The 21206-nt window shown below is 63.4% G+C and carries 25 protein-coding genes; 13 read left to right on the top strand and 12 right to left on the bottom strand.

Annotated features, from left to right (window positions below):
* Positions 1-21 precede the first annotated feature (21 nt).
* Positions 22-303 carry a YheV family putative zinc ribbon protein gene (locus tag M2S36_RS05025; protein WP_233693992.1) on the bottom strand — a complete coding sequence of 94 codons (282 nt, stop codon included), beginning with the start codon at positions 301-303 and terminating at the stop codon, positions 22-24.
* Positions 300-2387 carry an oligopeptidase A gene (gene prlC, locus M2S36_RS05020; protein ID WP_207831467.1) on the bottom strand — a complete coding sequence of 696 codons (2088 nt, stop codon included), beginning with the start codon at positions 2385-2387 and terminating at the stop codon, positions 300-302. Before prlC ends, M2S36_RS05025 begins: the two co-directional genes overlap by 4 nt.
* Before the next feature lie 66 nt (positions 2388-2453).
* Between prlC and M2S36_RS05015 the strand changes: the two genes are divergently transcribed.
* The gene (locus M2S36_RS05015) at positions 2454-3002 is read left to right on the top strand and encodes a gamma carbonic anhydrase family protein (protein WP_233688227.1); all 549 of its coding nucleotides are present in this window, start codon (positions 2454-2456) and stop codon (positions 3000-3002) included.
* Positions 3003-3123: 121 nt separating this feature from the next.
* Positions 3124-3774 carry an HAD family hydrolase gene (locus M2S36_RS05010; protein WP_063912326.1) on the top strand — a complete coding sequence of 217 codons (651 nt, stop codon included), beginning with the start codon at positions 3124-3126 and terminating at the stop codon, positions 3772-3774.
* 52 nt (positions 3775-3826) lie between these two features.
* On the opposite strand, the gene M2S36_RS05005 is transcribed toward M2S36_RS05010, so the two are convergent.
* Positions 3827-4900, bottom strand: a complete 1074-nt coding sequence (locus tag M2S36_RS05005; protein WP_333956788.1) for an aminopeptidase — start codon at positions 4898-4900, stop codon at positions 3827-3829.
* A gap of 85 nt (positions 4901-4985) precedes the next feature.
* Between M2S36_RS05005 and M2S36_RS05000 the strand changes: the two genes are divergently transcribed.
* Entirely contained in the window at positions 4986-5399 is a 414-nt protein-coding gene (locus M2S36_RS05000) for a PA0061/PA0062 family lipoprotein (protein WP_063912324.1), read from the top strand.
* Between the two features lie 54 nt (positions 5400-5453).
* The gene (locus M2S36_RS04995) at positions 5454-5867 is read left to right on the top strand and encodes a PA0061/PA0062 family lipoprotein (RefSeq protein ID WP_063912323.1); all 414 of its coding nucleotides are present in this window, start codon (positions 5454-5456) and stop codon (positions 5865-5867) included.
* Positions 5868-5901: 34 nt separating this feature from the next.
* Here M2S36_RS04995 and M2S36_RS04990 read toward each other — a convergent pair whose 3' ends face one another.
* Complete coding sequence (locus M2S36_RS04990; RefSeq protein ID WP_333956787.1) at positions 5902-6135, bottom strand: DUF1161 domain-containing protein; 234 nt, start codon at positions 6133-6135, stop codon at positions 5902-5904.
* A gap of 194 nt (positions 6136-6329) precedes the next feature.
* Between M2S36_RS04990 and M2S36_RS04985 the strand changes: the two genes are divergently transcribed.
* Entirely contained in the window at positions 6330-7334 is a 1005-nt protein-coding gene (locus M2S36_RS04985) for an LLM class flavin-dependent oxidoreductase (RefSeq protein ID WP_233693996.1), read from the top strand.
* 99 nt (positions 7335-7433) lie between these two features.
* Here the strand turns inward: M2S36_RS04985 and M2S36_RS04980 are convergent, their stop codons facing one another.
* Positions 7434-7655: a DUF1161 domain-containing protein gene (locus M2S36_RS04980; RefSeq protein WP_003261041.1), complete on the bottom strand. Its 222-nt coding sequence runs from the start codon at positions 7653-7655 to the stop codon at positions 7434-7436.
* A 101-nt stretch (positions 7656-7756) separates the two neighbouring features.
* Complete coding sequence (locus M2S36_RS04975) at positions 7757-7972, bottom strand: dodecin (RefSeq protein WP_013970282.1); 216 nt, start codon at positions 7970-7972, stop codon at positions 7757-7759.
* Positions 7973-8122: 150 nt separating this feature from the next.
* Between M2S36_RS04975 and M2S36_RS04970 the strand changes: the two genes are divergently transcribed.
* Positions 8123-8446 (top strand): DUF883 family protein, encoded by a 324-nt coding sequence (locus M2S36_RS04970; RefSeq protein ID WP_063912320.1) that lies wholly within the window; start codon positions 8123-8125, stop codon positions 8444-8446.
* Between the two features lies 1 nt (position 8447).
* On the opposite strand, the gene M2S36_RS04965 is transcribed toward M2S36_RS04970, so the two are convergent.
* The gene (locus tag M2S36_RS04965) at positions 8448-9344 is read right to left on the bottom strand and encodes a LysR family transcriptional regulator (protein WP_063912319.1); all 897 of its coding nucleotides are present in this window, start codon (positions 9342-9344) and stop codon (positions 8448-8450) included.
* Positions 9345-9454: 110 nt separating this feature from the next.
* Between M2S36_RS04965 and trpB the strand changes: the two genes are divergently transcribed.
* Both trpB and trpA read left to right on the top strand, forming a co-directional pair.
* Positions 9455-10672, top strand: a complete 1218-nt coding sequence (gene trpB / locus M2S36_RS04960) for a tryptophan synthase subunit beta (RefSeq protein ID WP_063912318.1) — start codon at positions 9455-9457, stop codon at positions 10670-10672.
* Complete coding sequence (gene trpA / locus M2S36_RS04955; RefSeq protein WP_333956786.1) at positions 10669-11478, top strand: tryptophan synthase subunit alpha; 810 nt, start codon at positions 10669-10671, stop codon at positions 11476-11478. Before trpB ends, trpA begins: the two co-directional genes overlap by 4 nt.
* A 58-nt stretch (positions 11479-11536) precedes the next feature.
* On the opposite strand, the gene M2S36_RS04950 is transcribed toward trpA, so the two are convergent.
* On the bottom strand, positions 11537-11869 hold the full coding sequence (locus M2S36_RS04950; RefSeq protein ID WP_207831453.1) for a DOPA 4,5-dioxygenase family protein: 333 nt from the start codon (positions 11867-11869) through the stop codon (positions 11537-11539).
* A gap of 52 nt (positions 11870-11921) precedes the next feature.
* On the opposite strand from M2S36_RS04950, the gene M2S36_RS04945 reads away from it, so the two are divergent.
* Complete coding sequence (locus M2S36_RS04945) at positions 11922-12539, top strand: NAD(P)-dependent oxidoreductase (protein ID WP_233688224.1); 618 nt, start codon at positions 11922-11924, stop codon at positions 12537-12539.
* Positions 12540-12576: 37 nt separating this feature from the next.
* On the opposite strand, the gene M2S36_RS04940 is transcribed toward M2S36_RS04945, so the two are convergent.
* The gene (locus tag M2S36_RS04940) at positions 12577-13476 is read right to left on the bottom strand and encodes a choline sulfate utilization transcriptional regulator (protein WP_207831449.1); all 900 of its coding nucleotides are present in this window, start codon (positions 13474-13476) and stop codon (positions 12577-12579) included.
* A 108-nt stretch (positions 13477-13584) separates the two neighbouring features.
* Between M2S36_RS04940 and betC the strand changes: the two genes are divergently transcribed.
* From betC to M2S36_RS04925, 3 genes are all read left to right on the top strand, one after another.
* Positions 13585-15102 carry a choline-sulfatase gene (gene betC, locus M2S36_RS04935; RefSeq protein WP_233688222.1) on the top strand — a complete coding sequence of 506 codons (1518 nt, stop codon included), beginning with the start codon at positions 13585-13587 and terminating at the stop codon, positions 15100-15102.
* A gap of 14 nt (positions 15103-15116) precedes the next feature.
* Positions 15117-16046 (top strand): choline ABC transporter substrate-binding protein, encoded by a 930-nt coding sequence (gene choX / locus M2S36_RS04930; protein WP_207831444.1) that lies wholly within the window; start codon positions 15117-15119, stop codon positions 16044-16046.
* A gap of 129 nt (positions 16047-16175) precedes the next feature.
* Positions 16176-17741, top strand: a complete 1566-nt coding sequence (locus tag M2S36_RS04925) for a SulP family inorganic anion transporter (RefSeq protein WP_207831442.1) — start codon at positions 16176-16178, stop codon at positions 17739-17741.
* Positions 17742-17855: 114 nt separating this feature from the next.
* On the opposite strand, the gene aroE is transcribed toward M2S36_RS04925, so the two are convergent.
* On the bottom strand, positions 17856-18680 hold the full coding sequence (gene aroE / locus M2S36_RS04920; RefSeq protein WP_207831440.1) for a shikimate dehydrogenase: 825 nt from the start codon (positions 18678-18680) through the stop codon (positions 17856-17858).
* Between the two features lie 25 nt (positions 18681-18705).
* On the bottom strand, positions 18706-19617 hold the full coding sequence (gene hemF / locus M2S36_RS04915; protein ID WP_014754944.1) for an oxygen-dependent coproporphyrinogen oxidase: 912 nt from the start codon (positions 19615-19617) through the stop codon (positions 18706-18708).
* 134 nt (positions 19618-19751) lie between these two features.
* On the opposite strand from hemF, the gene M2S36_RS04910 reads away from it, so the two are divergent.
* Positions 19752-20729, top strand: coding sequence for an NADPH:quinone reductase (locus M2S36_RS04910; protein WP_207831438.1), 978 nt, complete (start codon positions 19752-19754; stop codon positions 20727-20729).
* A gap of 161 nt (positions 20730-20890) precedes the next feature.
* Here M2S36_RS04910 and M2S36_RS04905 read toward each other — a convergent pair whose 3' ends face one another.
* Complete coding sequence (locus M2S36_RS04905) at positions 20891-21097, bottom strand: hypothetical protein (RefSeq protein ID WP_207831436.1); 207 nt, start codon at positions 21095-21097, stop codon at positions 20891-20893.
* Positions 21098-21206: the final 109 nt, after the last annotated feature.

Here is a 21206-nt window from a genome sequence, read left to right as displayed (position 1 = left end):
CGCCCGGGCGGCACGAAGGCTTTATTCAGCCGGTTTCTTCAGCTTCGGGTTGGGGAAGAACTGCACCGTCTGTACCTTGGCCGGCGCGGCTTTCGGTTGCAGATGGTTGACCCGGGTGCCGAGTTCCTTCGGCACCGACAAGCCCTGCTCGTTGAGGGTGTCGGTAAAGCCGCAGGCCACGCACTCGCGGTGTGGTACGCCGTCTTCGTTCCACATCATCAACTTGTCGGTCTCGCTGCACGCCGGGCATACCGCCCCGGCAATGAAGCGTTTCTTGGTCTTGTTCACGGCTACCTCGCTCATGCTGCAGCGTCCTCGCTCAGGCCACTGTGGCGCAGCAAGGCATCGATGGAAGGCTCACGGCCACGGAAGTCGACGAACAGCTCCATCGGCTCGCGAGAGCCACCGCGTGCCAGTATCGCCTCGCGGAAGGCGCGACCGGTCTCGGCGTTCAGCACGCCTTCTTCCTCGAAGCGCGAGAAGGCGTCAGCCGACAGCACCTCGGCCCATTTGTAGCTGTAGTAGCCCGCCGCGTAACCACCCGCGAAGATGTGCGCAAAGCTGTTGGGGAAGCGGTTGTACGCCGGTGGGCGCATGACCGACACCTCGTCGCGTACGCCTTCGAGCACCTGCAGCACGCTGCGGCCGTCACCATGGGTGGCATGCAGCTCGAAGTCGAACAGCGAGAACTCCAGCTGACGCACCATCATCATGCCCGACTGGAAGTTCTTCGCCGCCAGCATCTTGTCCAGCAGGTCCTGGGGCAGGGGTGCACCGGTTTCGTAGTGGGCGGAGATCAGTGCCAGGCCTTCCGGCTCCCAGCACCAGTTTTCCATGAACTGGCTCGGCAGTTCGACCGCGTCCCAGGCCACGCCGTTGATACCGGATACGCCGGCATGCTCGATGCGGGTCAGCATGTGGTGCAGGCCATGGCCGAACTCATGGAACAAGGTGGTGACTTCATCGTGGGTCAACAGCGCCGGCTTGCCGGGGGCGGCCGGGGTGAAGTTGCACACCAGGTTGGCCACCGGGCTCTGCAGCTGGCCAGCGGCGGTGCGGCGACGGTCACGCGCACCATCCATCCAGGCGCCGCCACGCTTGTTGGCGCGGGCATAGAGATCGAAGAAGAAGCGGCCGACGTGCTGGCCGTTTTCCTTGATCTCGAACAGGCGAACGTCCGGGTGCCAACTGTCGAAGCCCTTGAGTTCGGCGATTTCGATGCCGTACAGGCGCTGCACGATGCTGAACAGGCCGCCCAATACCTTGTCGATCGGGAAGTAGGCGCGCAGGGCTTCCTGCGAAACACTGTAACGCTGCTCGCGCAGCTTCTCGCCGAAGTAGCCGGCGTCCCAGCTGGCCAGCTCAGGGCAGCCCTGCTCAGCGGCGTAGGCCTTGAGCTGCTCCAGATCCTGGGCGGCGAACGGCTTGGAACGCTTGGCCAGGTCACGCAGGAAGCTCAGCACCTGGTCGCTGGACTCGGCCATCTTGGTGGCCAGGCTCAGCTCGGCGTAGTTCTTGTAGCCCAGCAGTTCGGCCAGCTCCTGGCGCAGGCCGAGGATTTCCTGCATCACCGGGCCGTTGTCGAACTGGCCAGCATTCGGGCCCTGGTCCGAAGCACGGGTGCAGTAGGCGGCGTACAACTCTTCGCGCAGGGCACGGTCGCTGGCGTAGGTCATTACCGCGTAGTAGCTGGGGAATTCCAGGGTGATCAGCCAGCCGTCGAGGCCCTTGGCCTGGGCGGCGGCGGCCATCTGCGCCTTGGCCGAATCGGTCAGGCCGGCCAGCGCGGCTTCGTCGGTAACGTGCTTGGTCCAGGCCTGGGTGGCGTCGAGCAGCTGGTTGGAGAAACGGCTGCCCAGCTCGCTGAGCTTGCTCTGCACTTCGGCGTAGCGCTGCTGTTTATCAGCAGGCAGGTCGATACCCGACAGGCGGAAGTCACGCAGGGCATGCTCGAGGATAGTCTTTTGCGCCACGTCGAAGCCGGCGGCCTCCGGGCTATCGATCAGCGCCTGGTAGGCTTCGAACAGCGCACGGTTCTGGCCCAGTTCGGTAGAGTAGGCGCTCAGCGCCGGCAGGCACGACTCGTAGGCTTCGCGCAGTTCCGCGCTGTTGCACACCGCATTGAGGTGGCTGACCGGGCTCCAGGCGGCGCCCAGGCGGTCGTTCAGTTCGTCCATGGCCAGCACCAGGCCGGCCCAGGTCGGGTTCTTGCCCTGCTTTTCGAGGATCTCGGCAATGGCTTTACGGTTGTCGGCCAGGATCGCTTCGATCGCCGGCAACACGTGTTCGGCACGGATTTGCGAGAAGGGCGGCAGATCGTAGGACTGCAGAAGCGGGTTGTTCGCACTCACGGTTTGGATACCTTGGCAGAAGAAACACTGCCCCATCTTAATTACAATCGACGCCGACCGCAGCAGGCAGCCTGCCTATCGGCACAGATGAGAGACGCTATCATGGCCATCCGAAGCTTCCAGCAACACACTCCGAAAGTTGGGCCCAGGGCCTTCGTCGACCGGTCAGCGGTAGTGCTGGGCGACGTGGAAATCGGTGAAGACAGCTCGGTCTGGCCGTTGACCGTGGTACGCGGCGACATGCACCGCATCCGCATCGGCGCTCGCACCAGCGTGCAGGACGGCAGCGTGCTGCACATCACCCACGCAGGTCCCTTCAACCCGGACGGTTTCCCGCTGATCATCGGCGACGAAGTGACCATCGGCCACAAGGTCATGCTGCATGGCTGCACCCTGGGCAACCGCATCCTGGTCGGCATGGGCAGCACCATCATGGACGGCGCCATCGTCGAGGACGAAGTGATCATTGGCGCCGGTAGCCTGGTGCCACCAGGCAAACGCCTGGTCAGTGGCTACCTGTACATGGGCAGCCCGGTGAAACAGGCCCGGCTGCTGAACGACCAGGAACACGCATTCTTCGCCTACAGCGCCAGCAACTACGTGAAGCTCAAGGACCAGCACCTGGCCGAAGGCTACGACCAACCTGAATGACCGCATTCGCGGGTAAACCCGCTCCCACAGGTACGGCGCCGGCCTCAGGCCCTGTGATATCCCTGTGGGAGCGGGTTTACCCGCGAAGAAGACCACGCAGCACTCAAGTGGAACTCAGTAAATGCACCAGCAAAACATCCTGTTCGACCTCGACGGCACCCTGACCGACCCTCGCCTGGGCATCACCCGCTCGATCCAGTACGCACTGGCCAAACTGGGCATCGACGAGCCGGACCTCACCCGCCTCGAGCACTTCATCGGCCCACCCCTGCTGCAGGCCTTCATGCAGTTCTACAGCTTCGACGAAGCCAAGGCCTGGGATGCGGTGAACTTCTATAGGGAACGCTTCAGCGTCACCGGCCTGTACGAAAACCTGGTGTTCGACGGTGTACCGGAGCTGCTCGAGGCCCTGAACGGCCAGGGCCGCACGCTGTACATCGCCACCTCCAAGCCGTGGGAGTTCGCCCGTGAAATCGCCCGGCACTTCGCCTTTGACCACCACTTCAAGGTGATCTACGGCAGTGAGCTGGACGGCACGCGCACCAACAAGGTCGAGCTGATTCGCCATCTGCTTGATGAAGAAGGGCTGGACCCGGCGCAGACCCTGATGATCGGCGACCGCAAGCATGACCTGATCGGTGCGCGCAGCAATGGGTTGCAGGCAGTGGCGGTGGGGTATGGGTTTGGTAGCCAGGAGGAGTTGATGGCGGAAGAACCGGCATTCCACTTTGCTACCTTGGCCGAGATGCATCAGGCATTTCTCAAGGCTTGATGGCCATTGGGGCTGCCTTGCCGGCGATGGGCCGCAACGCGGCCCCAAAATCTCACCGGCTAACCATCAACCGCCGCAACGCCGCCTTCCGCTCTTCAATCGGCAACCGCCCCAACTGCTCCACCCTCTGATAAAACCGCGCCCAATCCCCACCCACTTCGCGGAACACCGCCGCAAACGCCGGCACCCACTGGTCATACAGCCCGAACGGCAACAACTTGGCATTGTTCATCGGCCCATACATCCAGGCGTCATAACGCCTGTCGCCACCCCACTGGCCATCCCGCAGCTGCCGGTATTCACGCCGCAAGCGCTCAAACTCCGCCTGCTTGGCCGCCCGCTTCTGCACATCATCCAGAGACCCGGCATATATCGCCTGCAGCCGCTCGCGGCTGGCCAGCACCAAGCGGGTGAACTGCTCACGCTGCTGCCCCTGCTTCCCCCCAACCGCAGCAAGCCCACGCGCCATGCGCCATTGCCGCGTGCCTTCCTGCTCGACGAAGGAGGCAAACGACTCGTTGAACTCGGTATCGTCCTGCACATAGAAGCGCTGGTGGGCGAGCTCATGGAAGATCAGCGTGGCCAGGCGCTCTTCGCTCCAGCCCACCATCGACGACAGGATCGGGTCGTCGAACCAGCCCAGGGTCGAATAGGCCTCCACGCCGCCCACGTATGCATCCATGCCTTCCTGGCGCATCAACGCCGCCGCCCCACGCGCCGCGCCTTGCTGGTAATAGCCGCGATAGGCCACACACCCCGCGATCGGGAAACAGTGAGTCACCGGCTGCAACGACAGCTCGGGGGTGGCGAACACATTCCACACCACGTAGGGCCGGCCAATGTCGGCATATACCCGGTAGCTGCGGTTGTCCGGCAGCTTCAGCTGCTGGCTGGCAAATACCCGTGCCTGACTGGCATGTTCCAGGCGCGCGCGCAGTTGCGCGGAGGTGGCCGGGTCGGCCACTACCTGCTCCACCGGCTGCCGTGCACGCAGCAACTGCCACTGGCCCTCGGCCAACTGCCCATAGTAGGCGGCGCTGCTGCAACCGTTCAGCAGGAGCACCGCCAGCAGCGGAACCAAACGGGTGAAAAGAAGGTCGAGTGGCCCAGGACCTGAGCGCTGCATAAGAATAAGTCGAAGCATCCGGGACTGTCTGACTCGCTCAAGGCCGATTCACTCCAAGACTATCTCGCCAAGGGGGCGTTTCGCCATGCGTGCACTATTGGTCATCGGCTCACTGCTGCTGATATCCGCCTGTTCGACCTTGCCAGACCCAGACCCGAACCAGGCCTGGATCGACCTCACGCCCTACGACAACACCTCGCTGCACGCCGTGCAGGTAGATGAACGCGACTGGGCCGACAGCCGCTATTTCGAAGTACAGCCCGGCAGCCACGAGCTGACGGTGCGCTACCAGTTTCCGGTTACCCCCAGCAATATCGGCCCGGTCAAGGAGCCGTTGTGGCGTGATTGCCAGGTCAAGCTGACCTTCAAGGATTTCAGTGCCGGCCAGCGCTACCAGATGCAGGCTGGCAGCATCGGTTTCCGCCCCTGGATCAAACTCTACGACCATCAGCAGAAACTGGTTGGCCAGGGCTTGCCTGCAGGCTGCCAGCGCACCTGAACCGTACAAACGGCGCTATGCTTGTAGCGTGTAAACCGCAAGTGGAGACTTGCCATGCGCCAGCCCATGATGCTGATTGCCCTCAGTGCACTGGGGGCCTGCGCTAGCCCCTTGCCCCCCGTCGACCCCAAACAGGCCTGGGTCGACCTGTACACCATGACTCCCGGCAGGACGATCATGGCCGACCGCCTCGATGGCCAGCGCCTGGAGGATGGCCGTTACTTCCAGGTGACACCGGGCAAGCACGAACTGGTAGTGCGCTTCGATTATGAGATCTACGGGGGCGGCCCCATGACCCAACCCAGGGACCGTACCTGCTACCTGACCGTACGCTTTGACAACTTCCGGGCCGGTGAACGCTACCGCCTGGAGGCTCGGGCGCCGGTGATGGAGCCGCAGGTGCTGCTGTATGACGGCAGCCGCAAGGTAGTGGTGAACGAGCCTAGCGAGGTGTTCTGCATTCCGTGACCTGGGGCTGCCTTGCAGCCCCGGGCTCTAGAACTTACTGATCATTCTTCTGATAAATGATCTTCTTGGTTCCACCATCGCAGGTCCCGACGACCATGTTCTGGTCCTTGACCTCGCTGTTGGGCACGATTTCCAGGGTATAGGACGAAACCCCTTGGGCCTGGATCTTGGCCTCGATCTCGGCTTTGAGCTCCTCGCACGGCTTGACCACCGCCAGCGCAGATGTGGCGACCAGGGAAGCCAACACGGCGAATGCTACGCGAATCATGAAACGGCTCCTGAAAGGGCAGCGTGCTGCCGACGCTGTTTAGACTACAGCAAACCGCTCTCATTGCACCGTTTCCCCAATAAGAGCCCAGCCGCCAACGGCAAGCTCATAATCGCAAGGCAAGCATTGAATCCATCGAATGTGCCCATACAGAGTTGAAAAGGCCTGTGGCCAAACACCTTTGCGGAGGCTCCATGACGCAGCTGCGTGACCTGAAGATTTCCACCCTCGACCTGGTACCGGTACGTGCCGACGCCGGCCCGGCGCAGTCGCTGCGCAACTCGCTGGACCTGGCGCAGCACGTCGAGCGCTTTGGCTACAACCGCTTCTGGGTGGCCGAGCACCACAACATGGACGGCATCGCCAGTTCGGCGACTGCGGTGCTGATCGGCTACCTGGCCGGTGGTACCTCGAGCATTCGCGTGGGCTCTGGCGGGGTCATGCTGCCCAACCATGCGCCGCTGGTGATCGCCGAGCAGTTCGGCACCCTGGCCAGCCTGTACCCGGGGCGCATCGACCTGGGCCTGGGCCGCGCGCCGGGTTCCGACCAGATGACCGCCTACGCCCTGCGCCGCGACCGCGCCGGCGGCCCGGATGACTTCCCGGACGATGTCGAGGAACTGTCACGCTACCTCGGCCCGCGTACTGATGACCAAAAAGTGATCGCAGTGCCAGGGCACGACACCGAGGTGCCGATGTGGCTGCTCGGCTCCAGCCTGTTCAGCGCCCAGCTGGCCGGCATGCGCGGCATGCCTTACGCCTTCGCCTCGCACTTTGCGCCGCGCTACATGCACGAGGCGATCCGCGTATACCGCAACCACTTCAAGCCCTCGACCACGCTGGACAAGCCGTATGTAATGCTGGGCATCCCCATGGTGGTGGCGCAAACCGATGAAAAGGCCGAGTACCTGGCCACTTCGGTGTACCAGCGCATCCTCGCGCTGATTCGCGGGCAGAGCCTGATGCAGAAGCCGCCGGTGGAAAGCATGGATGGGCTGTGGCTACCCCATGAACGGGATGCGGTGGGCAGCTTCCTCGGCCTGGCGATGATCGGCAGCCCGCAGAAGGTGCGGGCCAAGGTGGAAGTGCTGCTGGAGCAGACCGGCGCCGATGAGCTGATCTTTACCTGTGATCTGTATGAGCATGCGGACCGGATCCGGTCCTATGAACTGATGGCGCAGGCTCTCAAGACTGCGTGACCTTCTTCGCGGGTAAACCCGCTCCCACAGGGGTATCACAGGGCCTGAGACCGGCACCGTACCTGTGGGAGCGGGTTTACCCGCGAAGAATCCAACCCGTTAACCGCGACGGTACACAATTTCCTTGGTACCAGCCTCGCAACTACCAATCACCTTGCCAGCCGGGTCGCCCTTGTCGACGATCTCCAGCTTGTAGCCGGTGACCCCCTTGGCATCCAGCTTCGCCGCAATCTCCGCCTTGAGCTCCTCGCACGGCTTGCCCGCTGCCAGTGCACCACCCGCCAGGGTCATAAGGCCCAGCGCCAGAATCAGTTTGTTCATCACTCGCTTTCCTTGTGCAGATGAAATCAGAAAGGGCGCCCGCCAAGGCGCCCCCTTCCTGAATACCCCATCATGCCGGGCTCATCCAGCCCGACGGTGTTTCAGCTGTTGGCAATACGGAAGCCGACCTTCAGCGTGACCTGGAAGTGCGCCGCCTTGTTGTCACGGATATGACCGCGGGTATCTATCACCTCGAACCACTCCAGGTGCTTGATGCTCTTGCCGGCTTCGGCCAGGGCATTGTTGATCGCCTCTTCGATGCTGGTGGTCGACGACCCCACCAGTTCGATCTTCTTGTAAGTGTGATGATCGGTCATGAGCGCTCTCCTTGGATAACGGTGAGATTCAGCCTAGCAGCGCAGGCCGGGTTTACCTGCGAGCTGTCACCGCTGGTGAAAGTTCGATCGCACTTTCGCTTCGCCAGGCAGTCGCAACTTCTACAGCCCACAACGCGAAGGAGAGTCAACATGCACCGCAATTCGCTGCGTAAAACGTCCCTGGAAAGCATGGAAGCCGAAATCGAGAGCCTTCTGAAGACCCTGGAGAACCTCAAGCATGATGCTTCCGAGGAATCCCAGAAGTCGGTGAAGGCCATCCGCAGCAACGCCGAAAGCGCCCTCCGCCATTCCCGTAGCCTGCTGAGCGATGCCTACGAAGAAGTGAAACACCGTACCCGCCAGACTGGCATCGCCACACGCGATTACGCTCAGGAACACCCCTACACCACGGCGGGCGTTGCTATTGGTGCACTGGGCCTGCTGGCAGCCTACCTGCTGTGCAAGCGCAACTAGACTAGGCGCCCTGCCGCGCCAGCTCCGCCCGTAACCACTGCGCCAGCTGCTCGGCGCGCCCGTCCGCGGCGCGCCGGGGCACCCACAATGCCAGCGCTGCAGGGGTTGGTGAAAAGCCCCACGGCGCACTCAAACGGCCCGCCCGCAGGTCATCGGCGACCAGCGGCTGCGGTGCAATCGCCACACCCAGCCCGGCCACGGCAGCTTCCAGCAGGTAATACAGGTGCTCGAAAGCCTGGCCATAGTGGAGGGCCGCCGGCTCCAGCCCCTGCTCCAGCGCCCAGGTCGGCCAGGCCTGCGGGCGCGAGGTGGTGTGTAGCAAGGCCTCGCCCAGCAAGGCCTTGGCCGGCGCACCCTGCAAGCGCTCGAAACCGGCGAAATGCGGGCTGAGCACCGGTCCGATGCGTTCCTCGGCCAGCACATGCACCTGCATGTCCGCCGGCCACGGCGGCTCGGCATATACCAGCAGCGCATCCAGCCCCGGCCGCCGCGGGTCGAGATCGCCTTCGCCCGCCGACAGGTGCAGGCGCAGCTCTGGCAAGTCCGCCTGCAGCCGCCCCAACCGCGGGATGAACCAGCGCGCCAGCAGGCTGCCCGAGCAGCCCAGCACGAACGGCGCCTCGCTGACATCGTGGCTGAGCTCGGCACACACGCTGCGCAGCCGGTCGAAGGCTTCGCCACTGGCATCGCGCAGACGCACACCGGCATCTGTGAGTTTGATGCCGCGCCCGTCCTTGACGAACAGCGCTACGCCCAAGTGTTCCTCGAGCACCTTGATCTGCCGGCTGACGGCGCCATGGGTGACGTGCAGCGCTTCGGCCGCCTGGCTGACGCTATTGAGCCGTGCGGTGGCCTCAAAAGCCCGCAGGGCGTTGAGGGGAGGGAGGTCGTGGGCCATTTTACCTGTGAGTTTTTCTGACAAGTTTGCGCAATCTTATCGGTTTTCAGCCGGGCTTGCCGTGGTTAGAGTAAAGCCCATCACTCATTCATTACGCCCTGGAGCGCCCCATGACCCAGTCCCAATACCGCCCCGGCCCCGACGCCAACGGCCTGTTCGGCTCGTTCGGCGGCCGCTACGTGGCCGAAACCCTGATGCCACTGGTGCTGGACCTGGCCCGCGAATACGAAGCGGCCAAGGCGGACCCCAAGTTCCTCGAAGAGCTGGCCTACTTCCAGCGCGACTACATCGGCCGCCCCAACCCACTGTACTTCGCCGAGCGCCTGACCGAGCACTGCGGTGGCGCGAAGATCTTCTTCAAGCGTGAAGAGCTCAACCACACCGGCGCGCACAAGGTGAACAACTGCATCGGCCAGGTGCTGCTGGCCAAGCGCATGGGCAAGAAGCGCCTGATCGCCGAAACCGGCGCCGGCATGCACGGTGTGGCCACTGCCACCGTTGCCGCGCGCTTCGGCCTGCCTTGCGTGATCTACATGGGCGCCACCGACATCGAGCGCCAGCAGGCCAACGTGTTCCGCATGAAGCTGCTGGGCGCCGAGATCGTCCCGGTCACCGCCGGCACCGGCACCCTGAAGGACGCCATGAATGAGGCCCTGCGCGACTGGGTCACCAACGTCGACGACACCTTCTACCTGATCGGCACCGTGGCCGGCCCGCACCCGTACCCGGCCATGGTCCGCGACTTCCAGTCGATCATCGGCAAGGAAACCCGCGCCCAGCTGCAGGAGAAGGAAGGCCGCCTGCCAGACAGCCTGGTTGCCTGCGTCGGCGGCGGCTCCAACGCCATGGGCCTGTTCCATGAGTTCCTCGAAGAGCCAAGCGTGCAGATCATCGGCGTCGAAGCCGGTGGCCACGGCGTGCACACCGACAAGCACGCCGCCAGCCTGAACGGCGGCGTGCCGGGCGTGCTGCACGGCAACCGCACCTACCTGCTGCAGGACGAAGACGGCCAGATCACCGACGCCCACTCGATTTCCGCCGGCCTGGACTACCCGGGCATCGGCCCGGAGCACGCCTACCTGCACGAAGTGAAGCGTGTCGAGTACGTCAGCATCACCGACGACGAAGCGCTGGATGCGTTCCACGCCACCTGCCGCCTGGAAGGCATCATCCCGGCCCTGGAAAGCTCCCACGCCCTGGCCGAGGCAATCAAGCGCGCACCGAAGCTGCCCAAGGACCACCTGATGGTCGTGTGCCTGTCGGGCCGCGGCGACAAAGACATGCAAACCGTCATGAACCACATGGCCGCCCAGGAGAAACAGGCATGAGCCGTCTTGAACAACGCTTCGCCGAGCTGAAGGCCGAAGGCCGCTCGGCACTGGTCACCTTCGTCACCGCGGGCGACCCGGGCTATGACGCCTCGCTGCAGATCCTCAAGGGCCTGCCGGCAGCCGGTGCCGACGTGATCGAACTGGGCATGCCGTTCACCGACCCGATGGCCGACGGCGTGGCCATCCAGCTGGCCACCCTGCGCGCCCTGGAAGCTGGCCAGACGCTGGCCAAGACCCTGCAGATGGTTCGCGAATTCCGTGTGGAAAACCAGACCACACCGATCGTACTGATGGGCTACTACAACCCTATCCACCGCTTTGGCGTGGAAAAGTTCGTGGCCGAAGCCAAGCAAGCCGGCGTCGATGGCCTGATCATCGTCGACCTGCCGCCCGAGCATGATGCCGAGCTGGCGACCCCGGCCCAGGCCGCGGGTATCGACTTCATCCGCCTGACCACCCCGACCACCGACGACGCGCGCCTGCCGCGCGTGCTGGAGCGCAGCTCCGGGTTCGTCTACTACGTGTCGGTGGCCGGTGTGACCGGTGCTGGCTCGGCGACCACCGAGCACGTGACCGAAGCCATTGCCCGCCTGCGTCGGCATACCGACCTGCCGATCAGCGTTGGCTTTGGCATTCGTACGCCGGAGCAGGCTGCGGCCATTGCCCGCCTGTCGGACGGCGTGGTGGTGGGCTCGGCGCTGGTCGACAAGATTGCCCAGGCCAAAGATGCCGATCAGGCCGTGAACGATGTATTGAGCCTGTGCTCGGCACTGGCTGAAGGGGTGCGCGGCGCCCGCCGTTGAACCGCGTCGCCATCTTCGCGGGCGTGCCCGCGAAGAGGCCGGCACAGGCTATAGCGGCCTATCCCCCAAAAATCGACAGGTCCAAAGGCCGCACAGCCCCCATCCAGATCGCATGGTCCCGGTGGTCTGCCAGTTCATCCCCGGTCAGCGGGTGCATGAACACCACCAACCCCTTCCGATACAACGCCAACCAAGGCAACACCACCCCCACCACCTCCGGCCCGAACGCCAGCTGGCAGCTCCAGTCCGGGTGCGGCCCGACCGGTTGCTGGTGCATGCGCCCCATGGTCACGGGGAATAACCGCGAGGCCTCCTCGCACAGTTCGCGGGCCTGCTCCATGGTCGCTGCGTCATAGTAGACGTGGGCGTGGTAACCCTTGATCCTCTGCACGATAACTCCTGATTGTGGTCCAATCATCACCACCAGCAAGGGGAGTGATGCCGTGAAAAACGCCGAAACCCCAGTGTTCAAACTGGTCCTGTTCGGGCCTGAAAGCAGCCTGGGTAATGCCCTGATGGTAGAGCTGCTGTCACGCCAGCACGAAGTCACCGCCGTGGTAGACGACCTGAACCGCCATGCGCCGCGCCCCGGCCTGCACTTCAAGATAGGCGGGCTGGGCGATGCCGACCAGGCGGAGCAGGGCGCGGCAGGCGGTTCGGCGGTCATTGCCCTGTTATCGACGCTGGCGCCGGGCGATCTGCCCGGGCAAGCCCGCATGAGCGAAGCGCTGGTGGCAGGGCTGAAGCGTACGACTATACGCCGGCTGTTGCTGGTGGGCGATTTCGATGTGCTGGATGAGCCAGGCAAATACAGCGAGGTAGAGCGGGAATGTGTGGATCAGGTGGTCGACGGGTTACAGCGCAGTGCGTTGCGCTGGACCCTGATCAATGCACCACACGAGGTCCCTGGGTTGGGGATGGAGCATTTTCGCAGCACCGAAGGTACGCTGGAGCCGGGGTTGGCTGAGCCGTTGCGGCGCCTGGCCAGGGTCGCGGCGGGGATGGTGGATATGCTGGAGCTGGATTTGCACCGGGGCGAGCATCTGAACTTCGTGGTCTAGATTGCCGGCGATGGGCCGCAAAGCGGCCCCGGGGATGTCACAGGCTGCGCTCGCGCTCCAGCCAATCCACAAACCGCTGGATCAACGCCCCACGCCGCTTGCGTGGCGGCAACACCGCGTAATACCCGCGCGCCGAACGCAAACTCCCCTCCAACGGCCGGCACAACAACCCTTGCTCCACCAACCCATCCACCAGGTGCCCCCAGCCAATCGCCACCCCTTGCCCGGCAATCGCCGCCTGGATCAGCAACGTATAATTATCGAACCGCAACTGCCCCGCCGGCGGCGGGCTGGCCACGCCAAACCCGCGGAACACCCCCGCCCAGTCAAACCAGCGGCTAGCCTGCTCGCCCTTCAAATGCAGCAAGGGCAATCGTTGCAAAGCCACGGCTGACAAGGGTTTGCCATGAATCAGCCGGGGGCTGCATACCGGGAAAACTTCCTCATCGAACAGCCAGCGACTCTCGCCCTGGTGAAAGCGCCCGTCGCCAAACAGCACCGCCACGTCGATGTCCGGGCGCAACATGCCCTGGCTGCGCTCACCGGTCACCAGGCTCACGTCCACTTGTGGATAAGCCTCGTGAAAACGCTGTAGCCGTGGCATCAGCCAGAACGCCGCAAAGGCGAAGTCGGTAGCCACCTGCAGCACTTCGCGCTGGCCACGCCCACTGACCTGGGCAATGCCGTCCTCCATGGCCTGCAAGCCCTGATGCACCTGTTCGAACAGCACCTGGCCAGCCTCGGTCAGTTCGATACCCCGGTAGATGCGGTCGAACAGGCGCGTGCCCAGCTGTGACTCCAGCCGTTTGACCTGCTGGCTCACCGCCGGCTGCGTGGTACCCAGCTCCAACGCCGCAGCGGTAAAACCACGCAGGCGTGCGGCGGCCTCGAACACGCGCAAGGTATCCAGCGACAGCTCGGCAAGGTGCTCAAACATAAGCTTGGCTAATCCCAGTCATTGCCCGCCATGGGCTTTACCCATGTTATCCACAGTCGCATCTTGATAGGCAAGCGGTTCGCATAACCCTCAACGATGGAAGCTACCATGACGCGCCCGAATATCCTGTTCATCATGGCCGACCAGATGGCAGCACCCTTGCTGCCGATCTACGCCCCTTCGCCGATCCAGATGCCGTACCTGAGCCGCCTTGCCGAACAGGCGGTGGTGTTCGACTCGGCCTACTGCAACAGCCCGTTGTGCGCGCCGTCGCGCTTCACCCTGGTCAGCGGCCAGCTGCCCAGCCGCATCGGCGCCTACGACAACGCCGCCGACTTCCCCGCCGACGTACCGACCTACGCCCATTACCTGCGCCGCCTGGGCTACCGCACCGCGCTGTCGGGCAAGATGCACTTCTGCGGCCCGGACCAGCTGCATGGCTACGAAGAACGCCTGACCAGCGACATCTACCCGGCCGACTACGGCTGGGCGGTGAACTGGGATGAGCCAGACGTGCGCCCTAGCTGGTACCACAACATGTCCTCGGTGCTGCAGGCCGGCCCGTGCGTACGCACCAACCAGCTGGATTTCGACGAGGAAGTGGTGTTCAAGGCGCGCCAGTACCTGTACGACCATGTGCGCGAAAACGATGGCCGGCCGTTCTGCCTGACCGTGTCGATGACCCACCCGCACGACCCGTACACCATCCCCAGGCGCTATTGGGATCGCTACGAGGGTGTGGATATCCCCATGCCCCGCGCCGAACCCGGCCAGGCAGAACTCGACCCGCACTCGCTGCGTCTGCTGAAGGTTTACGACCTGTGGGACAAGCCGCTGCCTGTGGACAAGGTCCGTGACGCCCGCCGTGCCTACTTCGGCGCCTGCAGCTACATCGACGACAACATCGGCCTGCTGCTGCAGACCCTGGAGGAATGCAACCTGGCCGAAGACACCCTGATCGTGTTCTCCGGTGACCACGGTGACATGCTTGGCGAGCGCGGCCTCTGGTACAAGATGCACTGGTTCGAGATGTCGGCACGGGTGCCGCTGCTGGTGCACGCGCCGAAGCGCTTCGTGCCAGCCCGGGTCAGCGCCTCGGTGTCGACCTGCGACCTGCTGCCGACCCTGGTCGAGCTGGCTGGCGGCGCTGTGGATAACCACCTGCACCTGGATGGCCGCTCACTGGTCGGCCACCTGCAAGGGCAGGGCGGCCATGACGAAGTGATCGGCGAGTACATGGCCGAAGGCACCGTCGGCCCGCTGATGATGATCCGCCGCGGGCCTTACAAGTTCGTGTACAGCGAAGACGACCCGTGCCTACTCTACGACCTGAGCCGCGACCCGCACGAGCGGGAGAACCTCACCGACAGCCCGGAGCACCAGGCGCTGCTGCAGGCATTTGTCGATGAAGCACAGCAGCGCTGGGATATCCCCAGCTTGCGCCAGCAGGTACTGACCAGCCAGCGGCGCCGCCGCCTGGTGGCCGAGGCGCTGGCCATCGGCAAGCTGAAAAGCTGGGACCACCAACCGCTGGTGGACGCCAGCCAACAGTACATGCGCAACCATATCGATCTCGACGACCTCGAGCGCAAGGCACGTTATCCACAGCCCGCCCCCCTGGATTGAGAAGAGAGGCCGCCATGCACAAGTTCTCCGCCGCCGTGTTCGCCCTGGCCCTGAGCCTGGGTACCGCCACGGCCCACGCCGCCGACAGCGACGCGCAATGCAGTACCGTGAAGATGGCCGACCCCGGCTGGAGCGATATCGCTTCCACCAACGCCGTGACCCGCCTGCTTCTGGAAAGCCTGGGTTACCAGGTAAAAATCGATAGCCTGGCCGTGCCGATCATCTACGGCGGCCTCAAGGATGGCCGGGTCGATGCCTTCCTCGGCAACTGGATGCCGGCGCAGCAGGGCTTTCATGACAAGTTCATCGCCAATGGCGATGTGCAGCAACTGGCGCGCAACCTGGAAGGAACCGAATTCACCCTGGCAGTGCCCGACTATGTGTGGAATGCCGGGGTGAAGGACTTCGCCGACCTGCAGAAACACGCCGATCAGTTCGACAAGAAGCTGTACGGGATTGGCTCCGGGGCACCCGCCAACCTGTCGTTGAAGGAAATCATCGACAAGAATGAGTTCAACCTTGGCCAGTGGAAGCTGGTGGAGTCCAGCGAGCAGGCGATGCTGGCGCAGGTCGACCGTGCGGTGAAGAAACAGCAGTTCATCACCTTCCTCGGCTGGACCCCGCACCCGATGAACGTAAAGCTGAAGATGCACTACCTGAGCGGCGGGGAGCAGTGGTTTGGCAGCAAGGGCGAGGTGTATACCCTGACCCGCAAGGGTTATCCACAAGCCTGCCCGAATGCGGCCAGGCTGCTAGGTAACCTGAAGTTCACGCTGGACATGGAAAACAGCATCATGGCCGAGGTTGTGGACAAGAAGATCAGCTTCGATGATGCGGCCAAGGCCTGGGTGAAGGCACATCCCGAGTTGCTGGAAGGGTGGCTGGCCGGGGTGACTACCAAGGCCGATGGCAATGCCCTGGAGGCTGTCAAAGCCAAACTGTAACCTGACAAGCAAACCTCTATCCCTGTGGGAGCGGGTTCACCCGCGAATGCGTCGGTAGATTCACTGCAGCATTCGCGGGTAAACCCGCTCCCACAGGGGACAGTGCAATTTCAGGATTGTGGATAACCCATGCATCGCCTCACTCACCTGCTGCCCTTCCTCACCTGGCTGCCCCGCCAATCGGGCCGTAGCCTGCGCCAGGACCTGCTGGTGGGCCTGAGCGGCGCAATCCTCGCCCTGCCGCAATCCATTGCCTACGCCCTGATCGCCGGCCTGCCCGCCGAATACGGCCTGTACGCCGCCATCGTGCCAGTGCTGATCGCCTGCCTGTGGGGCTCGTCCTGGCACCTGATCTGCGGCCCGACCGCTGCCATCTCCATCGTCCTCTATGCCAGCATCAGCCCGCTGGCCGTGGCCGGTAGCGCCGACTACGTCACCCTGGTGCTGCTGCTGACCTTCCTCGGCGGCATCTTCCAGTTGCTGCTGGGGCTTTTGCGCTTCGGTGCACTGGTCAATTTCGTCTCCCATTCCGTGGTGCTCGGCTTCACCTTGGGCGCCGCTGTCGTCATTGCCCTGGGCCAGCTGCCCAACCTGCTGGGCATGGACCTGCCCAGCCAGGCCACGGCGCTGAAGACCGTGCAGGACCTGGCCAGCCATGCCGGCGAGGTCGACCTGCCTTCCTTGATTCTGGGCCTGGCCACAGTAGCGATCGGCGTGGCCTTCAAAGCCTGGCGCCCACGCTGGCCCAGCCTGTTGATAAGTCTGATTTTGGTAAGCCTGCTGGCCTGGTTGCTGCCCGGGTTCTTTGGCCATGTGCCGCGTGTGCCGGCATTCACCGGGCAGCTGCCACCCTTCAGCCCGCTGCCCTTGCTGGATGTGGAACTGATCCTGCGCCTGCTGCCCAGCGCCGTGGCGGTGGGCATGCTCGGGCTGGTCACCAGTCTGTCGATCGCCCGCTCGTTGTCGGCACGTTCGGAGCAGTTGATCGACGCAGACCAGGAAATACGCGCACAGGGCCTGTCGAACATCGTCGGTGCGTTTTTCTCCGGTTACCTGTCTTCCGGCTCCTTCACCCGCTCCGGGCTGAGCTACGACGCCGGCGCCCGCTCGCCCATGGCCGGGGTATTCTCGGCGCTGTGGGTGGCGGTGTTCGCCGTTGCCGGGGCCGGGCTGATCGCGCACCTGCCAATTCCGGCCATGGCCGGCAGCATCCTGTTGATCTGCTGGGGATTGGTGGACCACCGGGGGATTCGCGCGCTGTTCCGGGTGAGCCGCTCGGAGTTTCTGGTAATGGCACTGACGGCGGCGGCGACCTTGTTGCTGGAATTGCAGACGGCGATCTATGCCGGGGTGCTGGCGTCGCTGTTCTTCTATCTGAAGCGAACGTCACGGCCACGGGTACAGCAGAGCCGTGAAGGTGATGCGGATGTATTGCGGGTGGGCGGTTCGATCTTCTTTGGTGCGGCGCATTACCTGCAGGTGCGCTTGCAGCGCTGCCAGGGGCCGCATGTGGTGATCGATGCGCGGCAGGTGAACTTCATCGATTACTCGGGTGTGGATATGTTGCACCGCGAGGCGCGGCGGTTGCGGCGGGCGGGGGGGAGTCTGACCCTGCATCGGGCCAGGCCGCAGGTGATCGAGGAATTGCAGAAGCTGGAAGGGGTGGAGATGTGTCCGATCCGGTTTGAGGAGTGATAGCTGAGATCCTGGGGCTGCTTTGCAGCCCATCGCGACACAAGGCCGCTCCCACAGATCCAATGTGGGAGCGGCCTTGTGTCGCGAAAGGGCCGCAAAGCGGCCCCGACAATCTCAGCCCCGAGCCAGCTGCCGGCGCAACTCTGCCAAAACCGGCGCCGTATCCGGCCGCACCCCACGCCAGATAAAGAAAGCCTCAGCCGCCTGCTCAGCCAGCATCCCCAGCCCATCCAGCACCTTGGCCGCCCCCAGCTTCTCTGCCCACTGGCAAAACGGCGTAGGCTCCTTGCCATACATCATGTCGTAGCAAACCGTGCGCCCGGCCTCGACCAGGCTGTCGGCAATCGGCGGCAACTCACCGGCCAGGCTCGCCGAAGTGGCATTGATGATCACATCCACCGGCTCTTGCAACCAGGCAAACCCGCTGGCCACCACCGGCCCCAGTTCATCGAACTCACGCGCCAGCTGCTCGGCCTTTTCCACGGTACGGTTGGCAATCACCAGCGACTGCGGCTTGTGCGACAGGATCGGCTCCAGCACGCCACGCACCGCACCACCAGCACCCAGGATCAGAATGCGTTTGCCCGCCAGCTCGACCCCGGCATTCACCGTCAGGTCGCGCACCAGGCCAGCGCCATCAGTGTTGTCGCCCTGCAGGGTGCCGTCGGCCAGCTTGCTGAGCGTGTTCACCGCGCCAGCGCGCCGGGCACGCGGAGTCAGGCTGTCGCACAGGCGATAGGCCTCTTCCTTGAACGGCACGGTGACGTTGCCGCCGCGGCCTTGCTTGAAGAAGCCGCGTGCGCAGTCGCTGAACTCGTCCAGTGGCGCCAGCAGCGTGGCGTACTCCAGGTCCTGCCCGGTCTGTTCGGCGAACAGGCGATGGATCAGCGGCGACTTGCTGTGGCCGATGGGGTTACCAAAAACGACGTACTGGTCCATGACGGCTCCTAGGTTATCCACAGGCTTACTGACCGAGCCAGTCGCGGTCCTGCAGGAAGTATTCGGTCAGGCGCGCTTCTTCGCTGCCGGGCGCGGCCTTCCAGTCGTAGCCCCAGCGCACCTGCGGTGGCAGCGACATGAGGATGGACTCGGTGCGGCCACCGGACTGCAGGCCGAACAGGGTGCCACGGTCATAGACCAGATTGAACTCCACATAGCGGCCACGGCGGTATTCCTGGAACTCGCGCTGCTGCGGCGTGTAGGGCGTGTCCTTGCGGCGCTGGACAATTGGCAGGTAGGCATTGATGTAGGCATCGCCGATGGCGCGGATGAAGGCGAAGCAGGTGTCGAAGTCCCACTCGTTCAGGTCATCGAAGAACAGGCCACCAATGCCGCGTGGCTCGCCACGGTGCTTGAGGTGGAAGTAGCGGTCGCACCAGGCCTTGTAGCGCGGGTACACGTCGGCGCCGAACGGCGCGCAGGCCTGCTCGGCCACGCGGTGCCAGTGGATGCAGTCTTCTTCATTGCCGTAGTACGGAGTCAGGTCGAAGCCGCCGCCGAACCACCAGACAGCCTCTTCACCTTCCTTTTCGGCGATGAAGAAACGCACGTTGGCGTGGGAGGTGGGCACATGCGGGTTGTGCGGATGGATCACCAGCGACACGCCCAGGGCCTCGAAGCCACGGCCCGCCAGCTCGGGGCGGTGGGCACTGGCCGACGGCGGCAGGCCGGCGCCGAACACATGGGAGAAGTTGACCCCGCCTTTCTCGATCACCTTGCCGTCGCCGATCACCCGCGTGCGGCCCCCGCCACCGGCTTCGCGCACCCAGGCGTCCTCGACGAAGCGGGCGCCGCCGTCTTCTGTTTCGAGGGCAGAGCAGATGCGATCTTGCAGGTCGAGCAGGTAGGCTTTCACGGCCTCGGTGCGGCTAGTCATCGGGTCACCAGGAACGGGCAGGGAAGAATTCGCCGCGTAGCATACCACCGCCAGCCCACGCGCCGCAGTTGACGGCGATCATGCAAAGGCGTCCGATAGAAGGCCTTTCCCGATCCCGACGACAGGAGTGCGAGATGGCCAAGCGTATCCAGTTCAGCCAGCATGGCGGCCCGGAAGTGCTGCAGTTTGTGGAATTCGAACCAGCCCCACCCGGGCCACAGCAGGTACGTGTGCGTAACCATGCGATCGGCCTGAACTTCATCGATACCTACTTCCGCAGCGGGCTGTATGCGCCGCCGTCCCTGCCTTCGGGGCTGGGCACTGAAGCGGCTGGCGTGGTCGAGGCCGTGGGCGAGGGCGTGACCCGGTTGAAAGTGGGTGACCGCGTGGCCCATGCCGGCGGCCCGCTGGGCGCGTACAGCGAAGTGCATACGCTGCCGGAAGCCAACCTGGTCAAGTTGCCCGACAACATCAGCTTCGAGCAGGCGGCGGCGGTGATGCTCAAGGGTTTGACCGTGCAGTACCTGCTGAAGCAGACCTATGAGGTGAAGGCGGGTGACGTGATCCTGTTCCACGCAGCAGCTGGCGGCGTGGGTTCGTTGGCGTGCCAGTGGGCCAAGGCCTTGGGCGCCAAGCTGATCGGGACCGTGAGTTCTGCCGAGAAGGCCGAGCGGGCCATGGCGCTAGGGGCGTGGGCGACCATCGACTACAGCCATGAGGACGTGGTCAAGCGGGTGCTGGAGCTGACCGACGGCAAGAAATGCCCGGTGGTGTATGACGGTGTGGGTGCCGATACCTGGCTGACCTCGCTGGACTGCCTGCAGCCTCGTGGGTTGATGGTGAGCTTTGGCAATGCCTCAGGCGCGGTGAGCGGGGTGAACCTGGGAATTCTGGCGCAGAAGGGTTCGCTGTATGTGACCCGGCCGACCCTGGCGAGCTATGCCAACAATGCCGAGAATACCCAGGCCATGGCCGATGACCTGTTTGCGATGATTGGTAGTGGGAAACTGGTAGTGGATATCCAGCAGCGGTATCCGCTGAGTGAGGCGGCCAAGGCACAGAGCGAGTTGTCGGCACGGCGTACGGTGGGGTCGACGGTTCTCTTACCTTGAGAGAAGTAGATCAAGCCTATACATAGAATAAGAATTTTGGCAGTGGTATTGCTGCGTTAGATCGTTAAAACAGGCGAGCGCAGCAATACCATTGCCATAATTCTTTGACAAGAAAACTTCATATCGATAATCAGGCGAAAGCAAATTTCAGATAATAGCCTTCAGACCTCTTTTACACCCAGGGCGCACTTATAAGTACTTCTCTCCCCAATCATTACAGTCTTACCAGAAACTACGTAATTTTTTCCAGAAACATGTAAGTTAGAGTCTTTCTCTAGATGCTTGAACAGGAATTCCGCATCATTGACCGGAAGCGGCGTTCCTGGTACTCCACCACTCAACACCAGCACACTATATTCATAATTCATTTCAAAACACCTCAGTTGTAAGTGCAGGTCAACGGTGCCTAATAAAACAAGACAAAACAACTGGTATTTCTAATAGTTTTGTATTTTCAAGTATTGTGTTAGCGCAGAG

Source organism: Pseudomonas sp. SF2 (assembly GCF_036858055.1).
Lineage (GTDB): Bacteria > Pseudomonadota > Gammaproteobacteria > Pseudomonadales > Pseudomonadaceae > Aquipseudomonas.
The sequence above is the reverse complement of the archived record's forward strand: the minus strand, read 5'-3'. Positions and strand labels throughout refer to the sequence as shown.